General features: G+C 65.3%; 17 protein-coding genes. 13 read left to right on the forward strand and 4 right to left on the reverse strand.

Annotated features, from left to right (window positions below; genetic code table 11):
* The first annotated feature begins 39 nt into the window (after positions 1–39).
* The 5 genes from hslO to HW932_RS14125 all read left to right on the forward strand — a co-directional run bounded on the left by hslO (position 40) and on the right by HW932_RS14125 (position 3,798).
* Positions 40–912, forward strand: a complete 873-nt coding sequence (hslO, locus tag HW932_RS14105) for an Hsp33 family molecular chaperone HslO (protein WP_176977122.1) — start codon at positions 40–42, stop codon at positions 910–912.
* 24 nt (positions 913–936) lie between these two features.
* A complete protein-coding gene (locus HW932_RS14110) occupies positions 937–2,202 on the forward strand; it encodes a NupC/NupG family nucleoside CNT transporter (RefSeq protein ID WP_176977123.1) in 1,266 nt (421 codons plus the stop codon).
* An 84-nt stretch (positions 2,203–2,286) separates the two neighbouring features.
* Positions 2,287–2,538: a type II toxin-antitoxin system Phd/YefM family antitoxin gene (locus HW932_RS14115; protein ID WP_176977124.1), complete on the forward strand. Its 252-nt coding sequence runs from the start codon at positions 2,287–2,289 to the stop codon at positions 2,536–2,538.
* Positions 2,535–2,966 (forward strand): PIN domain-containing protein, encoded by a 432-nt coding sequence (locus HW932_RS14120; RefSeq protein WP_176977125.1) that lies wholly within the window; start codon positions 2,535–2,537, stop codon positions 2,964–2,966. Before HW932_RS14115 ends, HW932_RS14120 begins: the two co-directional genes overlap by 4 nt.
* 493 nt (positions 2,967–3,459) lie before the next feature.
* Positions 3,460–3,798, forward strand: coding sequence for a TusE/DsrC/DsvC family sulfur relay protein (locus HW932_RS14125; protein ID WP_176977126.1), 339 nt, complete (start codon positions 3,460–3,462; stop codon positions 3,796–3,798).
* Positions 3,799–3,887: 89 nt separating this feature from the next.
* On the opposite strand, the gene HW932_RS14130 is transcribed toward HW932_RS14125, so the two are convergent.
* On the reverse strand, positions 3,888–5,687 hold the full coding sequence (locus HW932_RS14130) for a SufS family cysteine desulfurase (RefSeq protein ID WP_176977127.1): 1,800 nt from the start codon (positions 5,685–5,687) through the stop codon (positions 3,888–3,890).
* Between the two features lie 415 nt (positions 5,688–6,102).
* Here HW932_RS14130 and HW932_RS14135 point away from each other — a divergent pair, with 415 nt between their 5' ends.
* The 5 genes from HW932_RS14135 to HW932_RS14155 all read left to right on the forward strand — a co-directional run bounded on the left by HW932_RS14135 (position 6,103) and on the right by HW932_RS14155 (position 10,964).
* Positions 6,103–6,813, forward strand: a complete 711-nt coding sequence (locus HW932_RS14135; RefSeq protein ID WP_176977128.1) for a hypothetical protein — start codon at positions 6,103–6,105, stop codon at positions 6,811–6,813.
* 181 nt (positions 6,814–6,994) lie between these two features.
* Entirely contained in the window at positions 6,995–8,101 is a 1,107-nt protein-coding gene (locus tag HW932_RS14140; protein WP_176977129.1) for a polyamine ABC transporter substrate-binding protein, read from the forward strand.
* A gap of 16 nt (positions 8,102–8,117) precedes the next feature.
* Positions 8,118–9,254 carry a polyamine ABC transporter ATP-binding protein gene (locus HW932_RS14145; RefSeq protein ID WP_176977130.1) on the forward strand — a complete coding sequence of 379 codons (1,137 nt, stop codon included), beginning with the start codon at positions 8,118–8,120 and terminating at the stop codon, positions 9,252–9,254.
* Between the two features lie 10 nt (positions 9,255–9,264).
* Positions 9,265–10,176, forward strand: coding sequence for an ABC transporter permease subunit (locus tag HW932_RS14150; protein ID WP_176977131.1), 912 nt, complete (start codon positions 9,265–9,267; stop codon positions 10,174–10,176).
* Positions 10,173–10,964 carry an ABC transporter permease subunit gene (locus tag HW932_RS14155; protein ID WP_176977132.1) on the forward strand — a complete coding sequence of 264 codons (792 nt, stop codon included), beginning with the start codon at positions 10,173–10,175 and terminating at the stop codon, positions 10,962–10,964. Before HW932_RS14150 ends, HW932_RS14155 begins: the two co-directional genes overlap by 4 nt.
* A gap of 13 nt (positions 10,965–10,977) precedes the next feature.
* Here HW932_RS14155 and HW932_RS14160 read toward each other — a convergent pair whose 3' ends face one another.
* Positions 10,978–12,234 carry an O-succinylhomoserine sulfhydrylase gene (locus HW932_RS14160; RefSeq protein WP_176977133.1) on the reverse strand — a complete coding sequence of 419 codons (1,257 nt, stop codon included), beginning with the start codon at positions 12,232–12,234 and terminating at the stop codon, positions 10,978–10,980.
* A complete protein-coding gene (gene purF / locus HW932_RS14165; RefSeq protein ID WP_176977134.1) occupies positions 12,212–13,726 on the reverse strand; it encodes an amidophosphoribosyltransferase in 1,515 nt (504 codons plus the stop codon). Before purF ends, HW932_RS14160 begins: the two co-directional genes overlap by 23 nt.
* Positions 13,727–13,913: 187 nt before the next feature.
* On the opposite strand from purF, the gene HW932_RS14170 reads away from it, so the two are divergent.
* Positions 13,914–16,757 carry a valine--tRNA ligase gene (locus HW932_RS14170; protein ID WP_176977135.1) on the forward strand — a complete coding sequence of 948 codons (2,844 nt, stop codon included), beginning with the start codon at positions 13,914–13,916 and terminating at the stop codon, positions 16,755–16,757.
* A 104-nt stretch (positions 16,758–16,861) separates the two neighbouring features.
* Here HW932_RS14170 and HW932_RS14175 read toward each other — a convergent pair whose 3' ends face one another.
* Entirely contained in the window at positions 16,862–17,059 is a 198-nt protein-coding gene (locus tag HW932_RS14175) for an Alvin_2107 family globule sulfur oxidation protein (RefSeq protein WP_176977136.1), read from the reverse strand.
* A 345-nt stretch (positions 17,060–17,404) separates the two neighbouring features.
* Here HW932_RS14175 and HW932_RS14180 point away from each other — a divergent pair, with 345 nt between their 5' ends.
* Both HW932_RS14180 and HW932_RS14185 read left to right on the forward strand, forming a co-directional pair.
* Positions 17,405–18,448, forward strand: coding sequence for an AAA family ATPase (locus HW932_RS14180; protein WP_176977137.1), 1,044 nt, complete (start codon positions 17,405–17,407; stop codon positions 18,446–18,448).
* A complete protein-coding gene (locus tag HW932_RS14185) occupies positions 18,441–19,805 on the forward strand; it encodes a vWA domain-containing protein (RefSeq protein ID WP_176977138.1) in 1,365 nt (454 codons plus the stop codon). Before HW932_RS14180 ends, HW932_RS14185 begins: the two co-directional genes overlap by 8 nt.

Raw genomic sequence — 19,805 nt, forward strand, 5'->3', positions numbered from 1 at the left:
CCGGTTGTTGCACGATTACAGATTGAACGCACTCCAAACATGAACGACTCGGATACACTCTCACGCTTTCTCTTCGAACACGCCGGCATTCGCGGCAATCTGGTCCATCTGGACGCGAGCTGGCGCGCCGTGCTGGAGGCGCATCCCTACCCCGAGCCGGTGGCGGCGCGGCTGGGTGAAGCGCTGGCGGCGGCCTCACTGCTGGCGGCGACCATCAAGTTCGAAGGGTCGCTGATCCTCCAGATTCAGGGCTCAGGCCCGATCCGCACCCTGGTCGCTCAGGCCACGCATGCGCGCACGGTGCGCGGTCTGGCGCGCTGGGAGGGCGAGGTTCCGGCGGTCGAGTCGCTGAGCGATCAGTTCGGCGCCGGACAACTGGTGCTGACCATCGACCAGGGGCGCGGCCAGCCCTATCAGGGCGTGATCCCGCTGGCCGGTGCGCGTCTGACCGATGCCATCGAGCACTATTTCACCGACTCCGAGCAGATCCCGACCCGACTGTGGCTGGCAGCGGGTCCGTCGCGCGCCTCGGGCCTGCTGCTGCAACGCTTGCCCGAGGCCGGCGCAACCGAAGAGGACTGGAACCGCGTGACCCTGCTCGCCGACACGCTCACGCCCGGCGAATTGTTGGACCTGGCGACCGAACCGCTACTGCACCGGCTCTTCCACGAAGAGACCGTGCGGCTGTTCGAATCAGAGCCGGTCTCTTTCCGCTGCGGCTGCTCGCGCTCGCGTATCGCCGACATGGTCAAGCTGCTCGGCGAGTCCGACATCGACAGCCTGCTCGACGAGCAAGGCGCCATCGAAGTCACCTGCGAGTTCTGCAACCGGCTCTATCGCTTCGACCCGGTCGACGCGCGCCAGCTCTTCGCCAGCCTCACCCGCCATGCCCCGCCGGCGACTCAGCAATGATCCTGTAGCGCCCACTGCCGCCTCATGGACCATCCTGACATCCTGACGCGACTCCAGCCGCTGCTCGGTCTGCTGGCGTTGCTAACGCTCGCCTGGCTGTTGAGCGAGAATCGGCGCGCCGTGCGCCCCCGGCTGGTGCTCGCCGGTCTGGGGCTGCAATTCTTCATGGCACTGGCGCTGCTCAAGCTGCCGGGGGTCAAGGACGGCTTTCTGCTGCTCAACCAACTGGTGCTGTCCATCCAGACCGCCACCCAGGCCGGCACCGAGCTGGTGTTCGGCTATCTCGGCGGCGCGGCTGCACCGTTCGAGACGGTCTATCCGCACAACAGCTTCGTGCTGGCCTTTCGCGCCCTGCCGCTGATCCTGGTCATCAGCGCGCTCTCGTCCCTGTTTTTCCACTGGCGCATCCTGCCGCTGGTCGTGCGTGGCTTCGCCTGGCTGCTGCGCCGCACCCTGGGCACAGGCGGGCCGCTGGGTCTGGCAGCAGCGGCCAATGTCTTCGTCGGCATGACCGAGGCGCCCCTGCTGATCCGGCCCTATGTGTCGAGCCAGTCGCGTTCGGCGCTGTTCGGACTCATGACCTGCGGCATGGCCACCATCGCCGGCACCGTGATGGTGCTCTATGCCAGCCTCATCGGGCCGGTGGTGCCGGACGCCATGGGCCATATCCTCACCGCCTCGCTGATCAACGCCCCGGCGGCGTTGGTGATCGCCGGTCTCCTGATCCCTGAGCCGGCCGGAAACACGCCGGTTCTCGACACTCGGATCGAGCGCTCAACCCACGGCGCCATGGACGCCATCACGCGCGGCGCGCTGGAGGCCATTCCGCTCTGGCTCAATATCATCGCCATGCTGATCGTCATGGTCGCGCTGGTCAGTCTGTTCAATCAGGCGCTGGGTCTGCTGCCGGAGGTCGCCGGTGAACCGCTCACGGCGCAACGGCTGCTCGGCTGGCTGATGGCGCCGGTGGTCTGGCTGATCGGCATTCCCTGGTCCGAGGCCCAGACCGCCGGCGCGCTCATGGGCGTCAAGACCGTGCTCAACGAACTGGTCGCCTATCTCCAGCTCGCCGCGCTGCCGCCCGAAGCGCTCGGCGAGCGCAGCCGGATCATCCTGACCTATGCGCTGTGCGGCTTCGCCAATCTTGGCAGTCTCGGCATCCTCATCGGCGGACTCGGCGCCCTGGCTCCCGAGCGCCGCCCCGAGATCGTCGCGCTCGGCTTCAAGTCAATCCTCGCCGGCACGCTCGCGACCCTGATGACGGGGGCGGTGGTGGCGATCCTGCTGTGAGGCGATCTTCGAGAAGGCATCACCCTCTCGACATTTCAGACTATACTGCTGACCAGACAGACTAGTCTGATACTGGAGGCGATGATGCGTGAATGGGCCTTACAAGACGCCAAGGCGCGTCTGAGCGAAGTCGTGCGCTTGGCGCTCGAACACGAGCCACAGGAGATCACATTGCGCGGCGAGCCGGCCGTCGTGGTGCTGTCGCGTGAGGACTACGACCACCTGACCAAGCCGCGCGAATCATTGGTTGAATTCATGCGCCGCTCGCCGCTGTATGGCGCCGATGACCTCGATTTTGCGCGCAATCCCAGCCTGACACGCGAGATCGAACTGTGAGCTACCTCATCGACACCAACGCGCTCTCGGAGCTGAAGAAGCGCCAGCCCAATGCCAACGTGGAGCGCTGGTTCGCCGATCAGCCAGCGACCTCGCTCTATCTGTCCGTGCTCACGCTGGGCGAACTGCGCAAGGGGATCGCGGCGATGCCGGAAGGCGCGCGCAAGACGTCCTTCTCCGCCTGGCTGGACACCGAAGTTCCGCGCTATTTCTCCAGTCGCATTCTCGATGTCGGTGCGCGTGTGGCGGATCGCTGGGGGCGATTGTGCGCCGAGGCGGGCCGCCCGCTTCCCGCTATCGACAGCCTGTTGGCTGCAACGGCCCTCGAACATGGCCTGACGCTGGTCACGCGCAACCTGGATGATTTCGCGTTGCCGGGCGTTCGGGTCATCAATCCCTGGCAAACCGGGTCAACTACCCCGCCCTGAAGGGCGGAGCTTGTGAGAGCAAGCTGGGTTGACCAGCCTCAGCCCGCCTGACCAGGAGGGTCGAAAGGGGCTACGTGCGCCACAGGTCGTTAAGACTCACCGGCGGATGCTTCCTCAGTCCGCCGCTCTGAAAGGCCCGGATCACGCTGACGAAAGGCAAAGCGTCGAAGGTTCGGGTCGCCGCCGCCCGGTGGGAGCCGGTGGCGCACATTGGCGAGGGGAGCGACCACGCCGCGAGGCGTCGTCCGTCACCAGGCCCTTACGGGCAGAGCCTCACGGCCCGGCAGGTGGAAAGCCTGCACCTGTTTCCGGCGGCTGCACTGTCGTGGCCGCTATCCCTCCCCGCCCTGAAGGACGGGGTTTCTCGCGGAGGAACTGATGACGTCCTGCCATTCAGCATCATAGAATTCGAATGTTCTGAATTGAGAACGGCAGGCAATGCCGCTATCTAGGCCAACCACACGACAATTCTGATGACAGAGAGGAGCAAGACATGGCCATCGAGGTCAACGGCCGCACCATCGCCACGACGGATACAGGTTATCTGGAGAACCACGCCGACTGGAACGAGGACGTCGCCCGCAAGCTCGCCGAGATCGAAGGTATCGAGCTGACCGACAAGCACTGGGACGTGATCAACTATCTGCGCGACGAATACATCAACAACGGCCAGAACCAGCCGATGGAGCGCGTGGTGCTCAAGGACATGGGCAAGATGTGGGGCACCAAACCCACCAGCAAGGATCTCTACCTGCTCTTCCCGCTGGCGCCCACCAAGCAGGGCACCAAGATCGCCGGGCTGCCGGCCGTCAAGCGCAAGGGCGGTTACTAACCCCCGCAACCGTCGAGGCGCGAAGCCGGGCATCGCCATCCCTAGCGTCCTTCGCGCCCTGGCGGTTCAACATCCGCTTCCCCGCCTCATCAATCCGAAATCGACCCCGCCAACTGACGCACACGCCGCACCATCGCCTCCAGTCCGTTGCGCCGTGTCAGGCTCAGATGCTGGTCGAGTCCGATCTGTTTGAAGAACGCTTCGACATCGAACGCCAGGATGTCGCACGCCCGCTGCCCTGAGTAGAGCTGCTGGAGCAGCGCGATCAGACCGCGCACGATGTTCGCGTCGCTGTCGGCCAGGAACTCGATGACATCCGTGGTTCCGGGCCGCACCCGCGCGGCGATGTGGACCTGACTCTGACAGCCGTGGACCGCGTTGGCCTCGGTCTTGAGCGAATCGGGCATGGGCGGCAATCGATCGCCCAGGTCGATGATGTGCTGATGGCGCATCGGCCAGTCGGGCAGCAGTTCGAAGACCTCGGCGATCTCGTCGGCGGCGGCTCGCGGGGAATCGGCCACGGCGGCCGGGTAGCTCAGGGTTGGTCCCGTCCCCTCCCCGCTTCCAGGGCTTGCACTCTCCCCAGCGGCTCCCAATGTCACCTGAGACGCGCCCGATGCGTGCCGCTGACGACTCGCCGAGGCGCGGATCTCGCTCAGCGCCTCGGCGAGCGCCTCGACCTCGTCCGGGCGATTGTAGACGCCGAAGGAGGCGCGCGCCGTCGAGGTCACGTCCAGCCGGTCCATGAGCGGCTGACAGCAATGATGCCCGGTGCGGATGCAGATGCCGCGCAGATCGAGCGCGGTGCCGATGTCGAGGGTGGCGATCGGCGGATCGTTCATCACCCAGGAGACGACGCCGCTCTTGTGCCGGGCCGTGCCCTTGATCGTAAGCCCCGGAATCTGCGCCAGCCGTCCGGTGGCCTGATGCAATAGCGCCTGCTCGTGCGCGCCGATGGCCTCCAGTCCGATCGACTCGACCCAGTCGATGGCCGCCGCCAGCCCGACCGCGCCCGAGATGTGCGGCGTGCCGGCCTCGAAGCGGTTTGGCAGTCCGGCATAGGTGGTGTGCTCGAAGGTGACGCGCTCGATCATGTCGCCCCCGCCCTGATAGGGCGGCATGGACTCCAGCAGCCGGCGCTTGCCGTAGAGCACGCCGATGCCGGTCGGTCCATAGAGCTTGTGGCCGGAGAATACATAGAAATCGGCGTCGAGCGCCTGGACGTCGGTCGGGCCGTGCGCGACCCACTGCGCCCCATCGATCAGCACCAGCGCCCCGACGGCATGGGCTTCGGCGGTGATCTCGCCGACCGGATTGATGGTGCCGAGCGCGTTGGAGACCTGATTGACCGCCACCAGCCGCGTGCGCGGCGAAAGCAAACGTCGATAGGCGTCCAGATCCAGATCACCAGCATCGTCGATCGGGATGACGCGGAGGCACGCGCCCGTGGTCGCGGCGACCATCTGCCAGGGAACGATGTTGGAATGATGCTCCAGGGTCGAGATCAGGATCTCGTCGCCGGGCTGGAGATTGGCGCGGCCCCAGGTGGCGGCGACCAGATTGATCGACTCGGTCGTGCCGCGCGTGAACAGACACTCGACCGGATCGGCGGCGTTGAGGAAGCGGGCGACTCGTTCGCGTGCCGCCTCGTACATCCGGGTCGCGGTGCGCGAGAGCCGGTAGGCGCCCCGATGGATGTTGGCATGATGGCCGCGATGATAGTCGGCCACGGCGTCGATCACGCACTCGGGCTGCTGGGTGCTGGCGGCGCTGTCGAGGTAGATCAGCGGTTGGTCGTCGGTCGGCGTCGTCAGAATGGGGAATTGGGCGCGGATCGCCTCCACGTCGAGTGCGGGGCGATCCGGGTGTTCAGGAGAAGTATTGAGCATGATGTAGGCCGTCTGTCCAAGGGCGGACTCGTCGATTCGAGCCGGTCGCGCGCTGAACCCAGTATGACAGTTGGACAATTCGAGCGGAAGGGGCGTGTGTCGGGCGCGAAGTCGCGCAGAGACTGGTCGCGCGGTCGGCGACGAAAAGTGGGATGCAAAAACGTTATGAATGCATCGGTTTTGGCTGCCGCGACTCCAGTATGGGCACAGGTCACGACAGCAGCCACGTTTAAGATGTCACATTTTTGTGACCCCGGACACTTTACGCATGGGACAAATCCGCTACTCTGGCGCCGAGTAAATCGTTTCGAATCAAATCAGTAAATACTGGAGCAATTCTTGCTTAATTATTTGCAAGTTCATTGAACACTGGGTCCGGCGCACGGCGTCAGGGGCCACGACAGGGGATGGTGTCATGCGCAAAAAGACGATTCTGCTGACGGCCTTGACTGCGGCACTGACGGCGACAGGCGCCTCAGCGGCCACATTCGATGTCTTCAACGATGAAACTCAGTGGGATGAACGCGTCGTCAACTGGACGACAGAGGACTTCGAGGACTCCGCCCTGGCCAAGGGTTTGCAGAACATCGAATCCAAGACCGGAATCGGACGTATCGAGCGCGGCCCCTGGACCATTGAGACGAGCGGCCTGCTGAAGTCCAACAGCCTCAATTTCGGTCCCGAGGAAGGCCAATGGCGAGACGTGCTGACCAAGCACGGCAGTCCGGGCGGTCTGGCCAGGACGACGATCCGCTTCGACATCGACGTCACGAGTTTCGGCGCCCTGTTCGACATCCTGCCCGCCAGCAAGGGCACCAGTATCCTTATGACCTTCAATCACGGCGGCAAGACGGTCTTCAGCACGGAGGTCGCTTACTTCAAGGGCGGCACGGGTTTCTGGGGTCTCGTCTCGGAGAACGTCTTCGACGAAATCGTCATGACCCATGGCGACAGGCCCGCGCTCAAGGAGACCTATGCCATGAATTACATGAAATACGACCGAAAGTCGCTGGCCGCTGACTCGCCGGCGGTTCCGCTGCCCGGCGCGCTCTGGATGTTCGTCTCGGCCCTCGTCGGCATGACCTTCGTCCGTCGCAACCCCCGCGCGAAACGCGCCCGCGCCTGATACCCCCAGAGACCCCGACGCCCCTCGACGAGCCGCGCGCGCCGAGGGGCGTCGCCGTCGCGTCGCCACGAATCCGCCATATCCTTCACCCGCGCCATGCGTTAGCATTGCCGCCGGTTCGGGCGCTCTCCTCCCCGCGCGCCCTGTGATCTCATCCCCGATTCGTCGCGAGGAGCATCCATTGTCCAGTCAAGCCACCAAAACCCCGCGTCTGCTGCTGTCCCTGTTCCTGCTGACCGTCGGCGCCACCGCGCTGGCCGAGGAGCAGGTCCATGTCTACAACTGGAACGACTACTTCGCCGAGGATACGCTCTCCGGCTTCCAGGAACGCACCGGCATCCGCCCCGTGCTCGACCTCTACGACTCCAACGAGGTGCTGGAGGCCAAGCTACTGGCCGGCGCGAGCGGCTATGATCTGGTGTTCCCGACCGCGCATCCCTTCGCCGCGCGTCACGTCAAGGCCGGACTCTACCTGCCGCTCGACAAGTCCCGGCTCCCTGGCTTGGACCAGCTCGATCCGGCCATCATGGCCAGTCTGGCCAAGATCGATCCGGGCAATGCCCATCTGGTGCCCTATCTGTGGGGGACCACCGGAATCGGCGTCAATCCCGACAAGGTCCGCGCCGCGCTCGGCGAGGACGCCCCGCTCGATACCTGGGCGCTGATCTTCGATCCCGAGAAGGCATCGAAGCTCGCCGGCTGCGGCATCAGCCTGCTCGACGACCCCACCGAGGTGTTCGCCGCCGCCCTGGCCTATCTGGGCAAGAATCCCAACAGTCAGGCGCCCGAGGATCTGGACGCCGCCGCCGAGCTGATCAAGGCCGTGCGTCCGCACATCCGCTACTTCCATTCGTCGCAATACATCAGCGACCTGGCCAATGGCGCCACCTGCGTGGCCCATGGCTATTCGGGCGATGTGCTCCAGGCGCGCGAGCGGGCCGAGGAGGCCGACAAGGGCGTGACGGTCGCCTATCGCATTCCGCGTGAGGGCGCCGTGCTCTGGACCGATGTCATGGCCATCCCCAAGGATGCGCCCAACCCGGAAGCCGCTCAGGCGCTGATCGCCTATCTGCTCGACCCCGAGGTGATCGCCGATGTCTCGGACTATGTCTATTACGCCAACCCAAATCAGGCGGCCACGCCCCTGATCGAGGCCGAGCTGCGCGACGATCCCGGCATCTATCCGCCGGCTGAAGTCCGGGCGCGGCTGTTCACGCCCGATGAGCGCAGTGAGCGCGAGATCCGCAACCTCAATCGGTTGTGGACACGCCTGAAGTCCAACCAGTAAGCCGGCGAGTCCTTGCGTGCCCAGTCCCTCCGATCGCCGTCCGCTGGAATCCTGGCAGGATCCCAAGGCCGCGCCCTATGTGCGCATCGACCGCGTCACCAAGCAGTTCGGCGATGTCTATGCCGTCGACGATGTCAGTCTGAACATCTTCCAGGGCGAGTTCTTCTCGCTCCTGGGCAGTTCGGGCTGCGGCAAGTCGACCCTGCTGCGACTGCTGGCCGGTCTGGAGTATCCGACCAGCGGGCGCATCTATATCGACGGCGTGGATGTCACCGACGTGCCGCCCTACTCGCGGCCGGTGAACATGATGTTCCAGTCCTACGCGCTCTTTCCGCACATGACGGTGGAGCAGAACATCGAGTTCGGGCTGAAACAGGATCGGTTGCCGCGCCGCGAGCGTGCCGAGCGCGTCGGCGAGATGCTCGACCTGCTCCGGATCACCGAACTGCGCAAACGCCGACCGGATCAGCTCTCGGGCGGTCAGCGCCAGCGTGTCGCACTCGCGCGAAGCCTCGCCAAGCATCCCAAGCTGCTGCTGCTCGACGAACCGCTCGGCGCGCTCGACAAGCGCCTGCGCGAGAACACCCAGTTCGAGCTGGTCAACCTCCAGGAGCGTCTCGGCATCACCTTCGTCACCGTCACCCACGATCAGGAAGAGGCCATGACCATGTCGAGTCGCATCGCGGTCATGGACGCTGGCCAGATCATGCAGGTCGACACGCCGACGGCGATCTACGAGTTCCCCAACAGCCGCTTCGTGGCCGAGTTCATTGGCTCGGTCAATCTGTTCGAGGGCAAGATCGTCGCGATCCAGGGCGACGACGTCCTGATCGAGGCCCAGTTCGGCGGACTGATGCGGATGCGCAGTCTCCAGCCGCATCCGATCGGCACCCCGGCGGTAGTGGCGATCCGGCCCGAGAAGCTGCGTCTGTGCCAGACACCGAGCGATGACGGCGTCAACCGGCTCCAGGGCGTGGTCGAGGACATCGCCTATCTCGGCGACGTGTCCATCTACCGGATTCGCACTGGCGGCGGCACCCTGGTCGAGATGACCCTGACCAACATCCAGCCGCGCACCGAGCAGGCCCTGACCTGGGAGCAGGAGGTCTGGGTCGAATGGTCGCCGACCAGCGGCGTGGTTCTGACCGACTGAGCGCCCGTCCATGAAGCCTCGACACGCCAGCGACGAACACCGCCTGAGCCGACTGGTCAACATCGGCCTGCCCTATCTGTGGCTGGGGCTGTTCTTCCTCTTGCCCTTTGTCATCGTGCTGCGCATCAGTCTGGCCGAGCCGCAGCTGGCCCAGCCGCCCTACACCGCGCTCTGGGAGTGGGTCGAACAGGGCATCCTGCAAATCCGCCTCAATCTGGGCAACTTCCAGTTGATCCGCGAGGACGACATCTATCTCGCCGCCCTGCTCAACTCGCTCTGGGTGGCTCTGATGGGTACGCTCGGCTGTCTGCTGCTCGGCTACCCGATGGCCTATGCCATTGCCACCGCGCCCGAGCGGCGGCGCATTCCGCTGCTGATGCTCATCATCCTGCCGTTCTGGACCTCGTTCCTGATCCGGGTCTATGCCTGGATCGGGCTGCTGAACGCCAATGGGCTGCTCAACAATTTTCTGCTCCAGCTCGGGGTCATCGACACGCCGCTGAAGATCCTGCACACCCAGACGGCCGTCTATATCGGCGTGATCTATTCCTATCTGCCGTTCATGATCCTGCCGCTCTATGCCAATCTGACCCGGCTCGACCCGACCCTGCTGGAAGCGGCGGCGGATCTCGGTTGTCGGCCGTTTCGGGCCTTCACGCGCGTGACCCTGCCGCTGTCGATGCCGGGGATCGTCGCCGGCAGCATGCTGGTGTTCATCCCGGTGGTCGGTGAATTCGTGATCCCGGATCTGCTCGGCAGTCCGGGGAGTCTGATGATCGGCAAACTGATGTGGACCGAGTTCTTCGCCAACAAGGACTGGCCGCTGGCCTCGGCGCTGGCGATCGTGCTGCTCGCGGTGCTGGTGGTGCCCTTCGTGCTCATGCAGCGCCTGCAACAGAACGACGAGGACGGGCGGACATGAAACGACGCTCCTGGCCGCTATTGAGCGTGCTGGCCTTCGGCTATGCCTTTCTCTATGTGCCGATCCTGCTGCTCATCCTCTATTCGTTCAACGAATCACGGCTGGTGACGGTCTGGTCGGGCTTCTCGTTCAAGTGGTACGGCGAGCTGCTGCACAACCGGCAACTGCTGGATGCCGCCTGGTTGAGCGTGCGCATCGCCGCCGTCAATGCCACCATTGCCCTGGTACTGGGTACGCTGGCGGCCAATGCCCTGGTGCGTCACGGACGCTTTCGCGGCCGCACCGGACTGGAGCTGCTGCTGACCGCGCCGCTGGTGATGCCGGACGTCATCATCGGTCTGTCGATGCTGTTGCTGTTCGTCGCGCTGCAACAGACCATCGGCTGGCCGGACGGACGCGGTTTCAGCACCATCACCATCGCCCACATCACCTTCAGTCTGGCCTATGTCGCCGTGGTGGTGCGCTCGCGTCTGGCGCGGATGGACGCCTCGCTGGAGGAAGCGGCGATGGATTTGGGCGCGCGTCCGCTGACGGTCTATCGGCGCATCACCCTGCCGCTGATCGCCCCGGCACTGCTCTCCGGGTGGCTCTTGGCCTTCACCCTATCGCTCGACGACTTGGTCATCGCCAGCTTCGTCTCCGGCCCCGGCTCGACCACGCTGCCGATGGTGATCTATTCGAGCGTGCGCATGGGCGTCTCGCCCCAGATCAATGCGCTCGCGACCCTGGTGGTCGCCGTGGTCGCGCTGGCGGTGGTGATCGCCGGTTTCTCACTGCGGCGGCGTTAGTCCATATCGCCGGCTAGGCGCAAACATCCTGATTCGAGCCGCTCAGTCCGCGCGCCAGATCGACCCGGATGTCGGCCAGATCCTCCAGGCCGACCGCCAACCGGATCAGACCCTCGCCGATCCCGGCCTCGGCGCGCTGCTCGGGCGTGAGACGACCGTGGGTGGTGGTCGCCGGATGGGTGATGGTGGTCTTGACGTCGCCCAGATTGGCGGTGATCGACAGCAGTCGCGTCGCATCGATCACCCGCCAGGCCGCCTCGCGAGCGCCGCGCACCTCGAAGGCGACGATCGCCCCGCCGGTGCGTTGCTGCGACCCGACCAGATGGTGCTGCGGATGGTTCGCCAGTCCCGGATAATGGACGCGCTCGACCGCCGGCTGCCTCTGCAACCATTCGGCCAGCTCCGCCGCGGCACGCGACTGAGCCAGCATCCGCAATTCCAGCGTCTCCAGTCCCTTGAGAAAGACCCAGGCATTGAAGGGACTCAGGGTCGGGCCGGCGGTGCGCAGCACGCCGTAGACCTCCTCGCCGACCTGCTTGCGGTCCCCCACCACGGCCCCGCCGACACAGCGCCCCTGGCCATCGAGATACTTGGTCGCCGAGTGCACCACGATGTCGGCGCCGAGTTCGAGCGGACGTTGAAGCGCCGGGGTGCAGAAACAGTTGTCGACCGCCAGCAACGCTCCATGCCGATGGGCGAGCGCGGCCAGTTGGCGCAGATCGACCATCTCGGTGAGCGGATTGGATGGCGTCTCGCAGAAGAGCAGCCGCGTGCGCCGCTCGCCGTCGCGCTCCAGCGCCGCCTCCCAGGCCGACAGATCGCTCAGCGGCACATAGTCGGTCCGGATGCCGAACCGCGCCAGATATTTGTCGAACAGCATGGTGGTGCTGCCGAACAGACTGCGTGCCGCCAGGATCCGGTCGCCCGTCTTGAGCAGCCCCATGCAGACGGCCAGGATCGCCGCCATGCCCGAGGCCGTGGCCACGCAGGACTCGCCGCCCTCCAGCGCCGCCAGCCGCTCTTCGAAGGCACGCACCGTGGGGTTGGTGAAACGCGAATAGATGTTGCCGGCCTGCTCGCCGCCGAAGCGCGCGGCGGCCTCGGCGGCACTGGCGAAGACAAAACTGGAGGTGGCGAAGATCGGCTCGCTGTGCTCGTTCTCCTCGGTGCGCCGATGGCCGACGCGGATGGCGCGCGTGGCGAATCCGGGCGCGTCCTCCGCGCCATCCCAGTCGTCCGGCAGCGGATCAGTTGGAGTTGTGGAGGTCAAGGATGCTCTCGCTGCGGGCGGCGCGCTGCTCCTTGGCGCCATCGTTACGGCGATCTTCGAGCGCCTGGAGGTACTCGGGCGTCACGTCGCCCGTCACATACTGACCGTCGAACACCGAGGTGTCGAAGCGGTCGACGTGCGACTTGCCCTTTTTCTGCACCGCGTCGATGAGATCCTCCAGATCCTGGAAGATCAGCCGGTCCGTACCCAGCTCGCGCGCCACCTCGTCCTCGGTGCGGCCATGGGCGATCAGCTCGCTGGCCGCCGGCATGTCGATGCCATAGACGTTGGGGAAACGCACCGGCGGCGAGGCCGAGGCGAAATAGACCCGGTTGGCGCCGGCATCACGCGCCATCTGGATGATCTGCTGCGAGGTGGTGCCGCGCACGATGGAGTCGTCGACCAGCAGCACGTTCTTCTTGCGGAACTCAAGATCGATGGCGTTGAGCTTCTGGCGCACCGAGCGCTTGCGTACCTTCTGGCCCGGCATGATGAAGGTGCGGCCGATGTAGCGGTTCTTGATGAAACCCTCGGCATAATGAACGCCGAGTTGATTGGCCAGTTGCAGCGCGGCGGTGCGGCTGGTGTCCGGAATCGGGATCACCACATCGATGTCGTGGTTGGGCCACTCGCGCTTGATCTTGGCCGCCAGCTTCTTGCCCATGCGCGAGCGCGCCTTGTGCACCGAGATGTTGTCGATGATGGAATCGGGACGGGCGAAGTAGACGAACTCGAAGATGCAGGGCGAGAGCACCGGATTGGCGGCGCACTGACGAGTGTGGAGCTGACCGTCGAGCGTGATCAGCACCGTCTCGCCCGGTGCGACATCGGACACCAGCTCGAAGCCGCTGGTGTCGAGCGCGACGCTCTCTGAGGCGATCATGTACTCGGCCCCCTCGGGCGTCTCGCGCCGGCCATAGACCAGCGGTCGAATGCCGTGAGGATCGCGGAAGGCGAAGACACCGAAGCCGGGGATCATGGCCACGGCCGCGTAGCCGCCGCGACAGCGCCGGTGCACACCGGCCACGGCGCGGAAGATGTCCTGTTCGTCGATGCGCAACCGGCCCTGGATCTGCAACTCGTGGGCGAGGATGTTGAGCAGGATCTCGGAATCGGACTCGGTGTTGAGATGACGCAGATCCTCGACGATCAGGTCACGCTTGAGTTCCTCGGCATTGGTCAGATTGCCGTTGTGGGCCAGTACGATGCCGTGGGGCGAGTTGACGTAGAAGGGCTGGGCCTCGGCCGAGCTGGAGGCTCCGGCGGTCGGATAGCGCACGTGCCCCACACCCATGTCGCCACGCAGGCGGATCATGTGCTCGGCTTGGAACACGTCGCGCGCCAGACCATTGTCCTTGCGCAGATGGAGTCTGCCGCCTTCGCAGGTGACGATCCCGGCCGCGTCCTGGCCGCGATGCTGCAGGACGAGCAGCGCGTCATAGAGTGATTGGTTGACCGGAGCCTGGCCGACGATTCCGACGATTCCACACATGAATTAAAGCCTCGGCCGCGCCATTGGGGCGAGCCAGCGCGGGTGATTGGGGACCGTGCAGATTAACCGAAGCCCGCTAGCGTCATCAAGACGGTTCGAAGCGTTCGCGGCAAGACCGATTCACCCTTGGCGGAGCGAGTTATACTGTTTCGTTTTCGCCCTCTGTCCGACCACGAGCCTGAGCACCATGCTGGACAAGAACTACGACCCACAGACCCTGGAAGCCCACTGGTACCGCCACTGGGAGGAACGCGGCCATTTCGTCCCGGCCGCGAGCGACGCCGGCAACAGCGCCTACTGCATCATGATCCCGCCGCCGAACGTCACCGGCAGCCTGCACATGGGCCACGCTTTCCAGGACACCATCATGGATGCCCTGACGCGCTATCACCGTATGAAGGGCGAGCGGACACTCTGGCAGGCCGGCACCGACCACGCCGGCATCGCGACGCAAATGGTCGTCGAGCGCCTGATCGAGGCTGAGGGCAAGACCCGCCACGACTACGGACGCGACGCCTTCATCGAGCGCATCTGGGAGTGGAAGGCCGAATCCGGCGGCGCCATCACCCGCCAGTTGCGCCGCATGGGCGCCTCGCTCGACTGGGCGCACGAGCGCTTCACCATGGACGAGGGTCTCTCGGAGGCCGTGCGCGAAGTCTTCGTGCGGCTCTACGAGGAAGGCCTGATCTATCGCGGCAAGCGACTGGTGAACTGGGATCCGGTGCTGCACACAGCGGTGTCGGATCTCGAAGTGCTGTCGGAGGAAGAGAGCGGCTTCATGTGGGAGATGCGCTATCCCATCGTCCAGCCGCCGGGCGCTGCCGGCCCGCAATATCTGGTCGTCTCCACCACCCGCCCCGAGACCATGCTCGGCGACTGCGCGGTAGCGGTGAACCCGGAAGATGAGCGGTATAAACACCTGATCGGCGCCTTCGTCGAGCTGCCGCTGACCGGACGACGCATCCCCATCGTCGCCGACGAGCACGCCGATCCCGAGTTCGGCACCGGCTGCGTCAAGATCACCCCGGCGCACGACTTCAACGACCATCAGGTCTGGCTGCGCCATCGCGACGAGACCGCCATCGCCGAACAGCCGCACGGCGGTCTGATCAACATCTTCACGCCCGACGCCGCCATCCGCGCCAACGAACCGGAAGAAGGCCAGTTGCTGCCGGCGGCCTATATCGGACTCGACCGCTACGAAGCCCGCAAGCGCATCGTCGCCGATCTCGAAGCCGCCGGACTCCTGGCCGCCGTCAAGGATCACCGCCTCCAGCAACCGCGTGGCGACCGCTCGGGCGCGGTCATCGAACCCTATCTGACCGACCAGTGGTACGTGCGCGTCGCCCCGCTCGCCGAGCCGGCCATCGCCGCCGTCGAGAACGGCGACATCCGCTTCGTCCCCGACAACTGGAAGAACACCTATTTCGAGTGGATGCGCAACATCCAGGACTGGTGCATCAGCCGCCAGATCTGGTGGGGCCATCGCATCCCGGCCTGGTACGACAGCGAAGGCAACGTCTATGTCGGACGCTCCGAGGACGAAGTGCGCGCCAAACACGACTTCGGCCCCGAGGTCGAACTGCGCCAGGACGAGGACGTGCTCGACACCTGGTTCAGCTCCGCACTCTGGCCCTTCAGTACCCTCGGCTGGCCGGAAGACACCGAGCGACTCAAGACCTTCTATCCGACCTCGGTGCTGGTGACGGGCTTCGACATCATCTTCTTCTGGGTCGCGCGGATGATCATGATGGGGCTGAAGTTCATGGGCGACGTGCCCTTCCGCGAGGTCTACATCCACGGACTGGTGCGCGACAAGAACGGCGACAAGATGTCCAAGTCCAAGGGCAACGTCCTCGACCCCATCGATCTGATCGACGGCATCGACCTGGAATCCCTGGTCGAGAAGCGCACCAAGGGCATGATGCAGCCGCATCTGGCCGAGAAGATCACCCGAGACACGCGCAAGGACTTCCCCGACGGCATCCCGGCGTTCGGCACCGACGCGCTACGCTTCACCTTCGCCGCGCTCGCCACCACCGGACGCGACATCAAGTTCGACCTAGGACGCACCGAGGGCTATCGCAACTTCTGCAACAAGCTCTGGAACGCCTCGCGCTATGTGCTGATGAATACCGAGGGGCAGGACTGCGGCCTGGGGTCTGAGCCGGTCGAACTGAGCGCGGCGGATCGCTGGATTCGCGCCGAACTCGACCGCACCATCGGCACCGTCACCGAGTCCATCGACGTCTACCGCTTCGATCTGGCCGCGCAGGCGATCTACGACTTCACCTGGAACGAGTTCTGCGACTGGTATCTGGAGCTGTCCAAGCCGGTGCTGACCGGCGCGCAGTCTTCGGATGCGGCCAAGCGCGGCACCCGCCGCACCCTGGTTCGGACGTTGGAGACTCTGCTGCGTCTGGCCCATCCGATCATGCCGTTTATCACCGAGGAGATCTGGCAGAAGGTACGGCCGCTCGCCGGAGTCGAGGGCGACACCCTCATGCTGGCGCCCTACCCCGCGCGCGATCCGTCCGCTGAGGACGCGCAGGCCGTCGGCGAGATCGACTGGGTCAAGCAGTGCATCCTCGGCATCCGGCGCATCAAGGGCGAGATGAACATCGCTCCCGGAAAGCCGCTGCCGATCCTGGTCGTCGACGCGACCGAACAGGAACGCTGCTGGCTGGAGACGGCACGGCCCTATCTCGATTTCCTCGCCCGCACCGAGTCGATCACGGTGCTCGACGACGAAGCTCAAGCCCCGGAGTCAGCGATTGCGCTGGTCGGATCGATGAAGATCCTGATCCCGATGGCGGGCCTGATCGACAAGGACGCTGAATTGAAACGTCTGGACAAGGAGATCGCGCGTCTGACCGACGACATCGCCCGCACCGAGGCCAAGCTCGCCAATCCGGCCTTCGTCGACAAGGCCCCGGCGGCGGTGGTCGACAAGGAGCGGGCCAAGCTCGCCGATCACGCGGCGGCGATCGCCAATCTGCAATCACAGCGCGCAAAGATCGCGGCGTTGTAAGGATCTGGAGTCTTGAATGAAACCGCGCCCCGCCAAGGGGCGCCGCGCATATGGTCGGCGTGGCTCTGGACGCGGGAGGGTCGAACGGGAAAGCCGGACGGCAATCAGGCCGTGACCCACTGCTCGAAGTTGTCGGTGGTCTTCTCTTCGCCGTCGCTGTAACCGGCTTCATAGGCTTCGGTGAGGCGTTGCTCCTCACGCTTGGGGTTCTGCAGGAAACCACACTGCCAACCCTGGATGTACTCGTCGTCGACGCCCAGCTGTTCCATCTTGGTGACGGCATCGTAGTAGAACTGATTCATTTCCGGTCTCCGAGCAATTTCATTGGGTGAGGGCTCAGTCGTCGGGGGACTTCGCCAACTCGATTTCGTTATGAGGCGGGCCGATCGTCACCGGTCGTGGCCGCCTTGTCCTCTCTCGCTACAACTCTCGGACGGAACGCCGCCCGAGCACGGGGCGCGATCACGGGGACGAGAAGGGGGATAAGAATACAGCGTTTTTCTAATAGGCGACAAGTATGCTTGGATGAATGGCGCACCGCGCCCGGTTCCGGTATCGACCGCAACGCCCGGACTTGCGAAGCGCCGACAGTGCACGCATCTTGGCTGGAATCCATACCCTGCCCGACCGGAGGACTCGGCCCCATCATGCGCCCCGCCCAACTGCTCCGCGTTCTGGATCGCGAATTCCTCAGCACGGCCGACGGCCACCACACGCCCGTGATGCTCTGGGGACCGCCGGGCGTGGGCAAGTCACAGATGGTGGCCCAGATCGCCGCGCGCCATGCCGTGCCTGTGATCGACATCCGGCTGTCGCAGATGGAGCCGAGCGATCTGCGCGGCATCCCCTTCCGCCAGGGGGAACGGGTCGAATGGGCCGTGCCCGCCATGCTGCCGGACGTCGAGCGTCACGGACCAAACGGCGTGCTCTTTCTCGACGAGATCACCTCGGCGCCGCCCGTGGTCTCGGCGGCGGCCTATCAGTTGATCCTCGATCGGCGGCTCGGCGAGTACCGCGTCCCGAACGGCTGGGCGATCTTTGCCGCCGGCAACCGCCAGGGCGATCGCGGCGTGACCTACAGTATGCCCGCGCCGCTCGCCAACCGCTTCTCGCACTTCAAGGTCGAGACCCATCTCGACGACTGGGCGGCCTGGGCCTATGCGAGCGGGATCGACGAACGGGTCATCGCCTTTCTGCGCTTTCGGCCCGAGTTGCTGTTCGACTTCGATCCCGCGCACAATCCGGTTGCTTTCCCCTCGCCGCGCTCCTGGGAGTTTGCCCATCGCGCGCTCAGAAAGTTCGCCGATGCGCCCGATCTCCTGCCGGGCGCGCTGCAAGCCTGCGTGGGACCGGCGGCCGGAATCGAGCTGAGCGCCTTCGTCGCCAACCTCGACCAGATGCCGGATCTCGACGCCATCACGCGCGGAGAGCCGGTCTCCGTGCCGCGTGAGATCGACCTCCAGTACGCCGTCGCCGCCGCGCTGGTCGGACGGGCGATCCGCGCGCTCGACACGCCGGACGGACAGGCGGTCATCGGCCATATCCTCGATTACGCCGGACGCTTCCCCGAGCGCGAGATGGGCGTGATGCTGGTCTCGGACCTGCACCGGGCGATCGGCGGACGGCTGTTCGAGGCGCCGGCCTTCGCCGGCTGGGCGCAGTCGGTCGCGGATGTGATGCTCCATGCCTGAGACGTTGCCTTCGACCGCGCCCGATCCGGTCGCCATCGAGACCAAGCTCACGGCGGCGCGCACCCGGCTGATCCTGGACAAGCCCTTTCTCGGCGCCCTGGTGCTGCGTCTGCCGCTGTGCGCGGCCACGGGTGATTGGTGCCGCACCACGGCCACGGATGCGCGCGCCTTCTATTACAATCCGGCCTACATCGATGCACTGAGCCTGGAGCAGACCCAGTTCATGCTCGCCCACGAGGCGTTGCACTGCGCGCTGTCGCATTTCGCGCGGCGCGGTCATCGTCAGCGTCATCGCTGGGATCTGGCCTGTGACTATGCGATCAACCCGCTGCTGATCGAGGACGGCCTGACACCGCCGCCGAACGCCCTGGTGATGCCGCTCTACCGGGGACTGACCGCCGAGGAGATCTATCCGCTCATCGACGAACGGGACGACTCGGAGACGCTCGACACCCATGCCTATGACCGCGACCAGCGTCAGGGCGGCAGCCAGTCCGGGCTGAACGAACGCGATATCGATGACGAACGCCAACGTCGGCAACGCTCGCCGTCGCGCGCCGAGTCCGAGAGTCAGGCGGGACATCAGCCGAAGCCGCCGAGTTCGTCCAGCCAAACGCACGCCGGCAAGTCCCAGACGTCGGAGGCCGAATCAGACACGTCGACACCACAGACCGAAGAGCCGCTGCGTCCCGATTCCCATGAACCGCCCGCGCCACTGACCCCGGACGAACGCGAGCGACTGGCCGTACAATGGCGTCAGCGACTGGCCGGCGCGGCTCAGCAGGCGCTCCAGGCCGGCAAGCTCGGCGGCGAGCTGGCACGTCAGATCGACCATCTGCTCCAGCCCAGCCTGCCCTGGCGGATGCTGCTGGCGCGTCATCTGACGGCGATCGCGTGCGAGGACTACAGTTATCAGCGTCCCTCGCGTCGCGAAGGTGATTTCATCCTGCCGGGACTGCGCGGTCAGCAGGCCGAGCTGGCGGTGGCGATCGACACCTCGGGTTCGATCCAGGACGGCGAGCTGAGCGAGTTCATCCAGGAGATCGACGCGCTCAAGGGCCAGATCCGCGCGCGTATCACCCTGCTGCCCTGTGATCGTGCGCTGGCGCCCGGAGCGCCCTTCCAGTTCGAACCCTGGGAAACCTTCACGCGCCCTGAACGTCTACAGGGAGGCGGCGGAACCAGCTTCAGCCCCGTGTTCGACTGGATCGACCGCCAGGACAGACACCCCGATCTGCTGGTTTACTTCACCGATGCCCAGGGCGAATTCCCCGAGCGCGAGCCGTCCTATCCGGTGATCTGGCTGGTCAAGGGCCGCGCCACAGTGCCTTGGGGACAACGCATCCAGCTCAACTGA

It is taken from the genome of Allochromatium humboldtianum (assembly GCF_013385175.1).
In the GTDB taxonomy this organism is placed as follows: domain Bacteria; phylum Pseudomonadota; class Gammaproteobacteria; order Chromatiales; family Chromatiaceae; genus Thermochromatium; species Thermochromatium humboldtianum.